The 2,632-nt window shown below is 69.6% G+C and carries 3 protein-coding genes and 1 pseudogene; 2 read left to right on the top strand and 2 right to left on the bottom strand.

From position 1 onward, the window contains the following. Together ACFDTC_RS18050 and ACFDTC_RS18045 are read right to left on the bottom strand one after the other, a co-directional pair. A partial coding sequence (locus ACFDTC_RS18050; RefSeq protein ID WP_375260262.1) for a peptidylprolyl isomerase occupies window positions 1-556 on the bottom strand: 556 nt, incomplete at its 3' end. Further along, on the bottom strand, window positions 549-1,058 hold the full coding sequence (locus ACFDTC_RS18045; RefSeq protein ID WP_375260261.1) for a peptidylprolyl isomerase: 510 nt from the start codon (window positions 1,056-1,058) through the stop codon (window positions 549-551). The genes ACFDTC_RS18050 and ACFDTC_RS18045, both read right to left, overlap by 8 nt. 131 nt (window positions 1,059-1,189) lie before the next feature. Here ACFDTC_RS18045 and ACFDTC_RS18040 point away from each other — a divergent pair, with 131 nt between their 5' ends. Then, window positions 1,190-2,383: a phosphoglycerate kinase gene (locus ACFDTC_RS18040; protein ID WP_375260260.1), complete on the top strand. Its 1,194-nt coding sequence runs from the start codon at window positions 1,190-1,192 to the stop codon at window positions 2,381-2,383. 133 nt (window positions 2,384-2,516) lie between these two features. After that, window positions 2,517-2,632 (top strand): annotated as a pseudogene (locus ACFDTC_RS18035) (septum formation initiator family protein); the annotation flags it as partial.

Genomic DNA, 2,632 nt, shown 5'->3' with positions numbered 1-2,632 from the left:
CGGTCACGCGGACCTCGGTCATGCGGTCGGGCTCTCCGGTGACGGCGCCGTTGGGGCCGTCGCCGCGCTTGATCGCGTCGACCACGTCCATGCCGTCCGTCACCTCGCCCACGACGGTGTATTCGCCGTTCAGGAAGGGGCCGGGTTCGAACATGATGAAGAACTGCGAGTTCGCGCTGTCGGGGCTTTGCCCGCGGGCCATGCCGACGACGCCGCGCTCGAATGGCAGGTCGGAGAATTCCGCCGGCAGGTCGGGCAGGTCCGAGGCGCCGCGGCCGGCCATGCGCATGTCGAAATCGCCGGCGGTCGCGTCGCCGAACTGCACGTCGCCGGTCTGGGCCATGAAGCCCTCGATCACGCGGTGGAAGACGACGCCGTCATAGGCGCCTTCCTCGGCGAGCTCGGTGATGCGCTCGACATGGCCGGGGGCCACGTCCTCGAAGAGATCGATGGTCACGGTGCCGTCGGCCTGGCCGGCGACGTCGATCTCGAGCTGGGCGGCGAAGGCGGGCGTGGCCAGCAGCGCCAGCGGGGCGATCAGGGCAAGTTTACGCATCGGCGGCCACCTTCACGGAGATCATGCGGTCGGGGTTGGCGGGCGGCTCGCCGCGGGTGATGGCGTCGACATGCTCCATGCCGGAGGTCACGCGGCCGTAGACCGTGTACTGCCCGTTGAGGAAGTGGTTGTCCTTGAAGTTGATGAAGAACTGCGAGTTGGCCGAGTTCGGGTTCTGGCTGCGCGCGGCCCCCAGCGTGCCGCGGTCGTGCGGCAGCTTCGAGAATTCGGCCGGCAGGTCGGGCTTGTCCGAGCCGCCTGTACCGGCGCGGCGGATGTTGAAGCCGTCGCTTTCGGCGTTGCCGTGCTCGACATCGCCGGTCTGGGCCATGAAGCCCTCGATCACGCGGTGGAAGACCACGCCGTCATAGGCGCCGTCGCGGGCCAGTTCCTTCATGCGCGCGGCGTGCTGCGGGGCCACGTCGGGCAGCAGCTCGATCGTGACGGTGCCGTCCTTGAGTTCGAGCAGAATCGTGTTTTCCGGGTCCTTGATCTCGGCCATCGGTCTCTCCTGTCTGTGTCGGATCACACCTAATGTCCGGCGGGCTGGATGCCAAGCGGCCGTTGACGAGGCGGGCGGGACGCGGCAGACACCCGCCAGAGCGCTTGAAACGCGAGAGAGAGGACACCCCGATGGCCTGGAAGACGCTGGACGACATGGACCTGCGCGGCAAGCGCGTGCTGACGCGGGTCGACATCAACGTGCCCGTGCGCGACGGCGAAGTGACCGACGCCACGCGGATCGAGCGGATCGCGGCCACCGTCCAGGACATCCTGGACCGCGGCGGCAAGCCGGTGCTGCTGGCGCATTTCGGCCGCCCCAAGGGCGAGCGGCGCGACGACATGAGCCTGCAGCCGCTGATCCCGACGCTGGAGCGCGTGCTGGGTGCGCGGGTGGTCTTCGCCGCCGATTGCGTGGGCGCGGGCGCGCAGGCGGTGGTGGACAATCTTGCCGACGGCGAGGTGGCGCTGCTGGAGAACACGCGCTTCCACCCGGGCGAGGAGAAGAACGACGACGCGCTGGCGACCGAGATGGCCAAGCTGGGCGACGTCTACTGCAACGACGCGTTCTCGGCCGCGCACCGGGCGCATGCCTCGACCGAGGCGCTGGCGCGCAAGCTGCCGGCCTGCGCGGGCCGACTGATGCAGGCCGAGCTGCAGGCGCTGGACAGCGCGCTGGGCAACCCCGAGCGCCCGGTGCTGGCGGTGGTCGGCGGCGCCAAGGTCTCGACCAAGCTGGACCTGCTGTCGAACCTGGTCGAGAAGGTCGACATCCTGGTGATCGGCGGCGGCATGGCGAACACGTTCCTGGCCGCGCAGGGCATCGACGTCGGCAAGTCGCTGGCCGAGCACGACATGGCGCAGACCGCCCGCGAGATCGCCGAGAAGGCCGCCGCGCGGGGCTGCGAGCTGCTGTTGCCGCGCGACGTGGTGGTGGCGCGCGAGTTCAAGGAAGGCGCCGAGAGCGCGTGCGTCCCGGTCGAGAAGTGTCCCGCCGACGCGATGATCCTGGATGCCGGCCCCGACAGCGTGGCGCATGTGAAGGGCGCGATCGAGCGGGCGAAGACGCTGATCTGGAACGGACCGCTGGGCGCGTTCGAGATTCCGCCCTTCGACGCGGCGACCAACGCCGCCGCCGCCTACGCGGCCGAGCGCAGCGCGGAAGGCAAGCTGGTCTCGGTCGCGGGCGGCGGCGACACGGTCTCGGCGCTGAACAAGGCGGGGGCGGCGGACGATTTCAGCTACGTCTCGACCGCCGGGGGCGCGTTCCTGGAATGGATGGAGGGCAAGACCCTGCCGGGGGTGGCGGCACTGGACCAGGGCTGAACCCGTGCAGGAATGCCACGGTCGCACGGTCGGGTGAGGCGGGCGCGCAGTCATCGCTTTTACCCGGCCGCGCGGTCTGGCACCTGTTGATCAGCGCCCGGCCAAGAGGCGCGCGACCGAGGTGTGACGCAGAATGACCAACCGCAAGGCGAGACCGGCGATCGGCGTGCTGATCTTCTTCGCCATCGCGCTGTCGCTGTCGTCGTATTTCGTATTTGCCGCGGTGCAGGGCGATTACGGCCTGTTCCG

Source organism: Citreimonas sp. (assembly GCF_042096055.1).
GTDB lineage: Bacteria > Pseudomonadota > Alphaproteobacteria > Rhodobacterales > Rhodobacteraceae > Citreimonas.
This window is presented reverse-complemented; position numbering and strand designations above follow the sequence as displayed.

Coding starts and splice junctions, on each gene's coding strand:
- ACFDTC_RS18045 (WP_375260261.1), bottom strand. CDS start 1,058: ATGGCCGAGATCAAGGACCCGGAAAACACGATTCTGCTCGAACTCAAG.
- ACFDTC_RS18040 (WP_375260260.1), top strand. CDS start 1,190: ATGGCCTGGAAGACGCTGGACGACATGGACCTGCGCGGCAAGCGCGTG.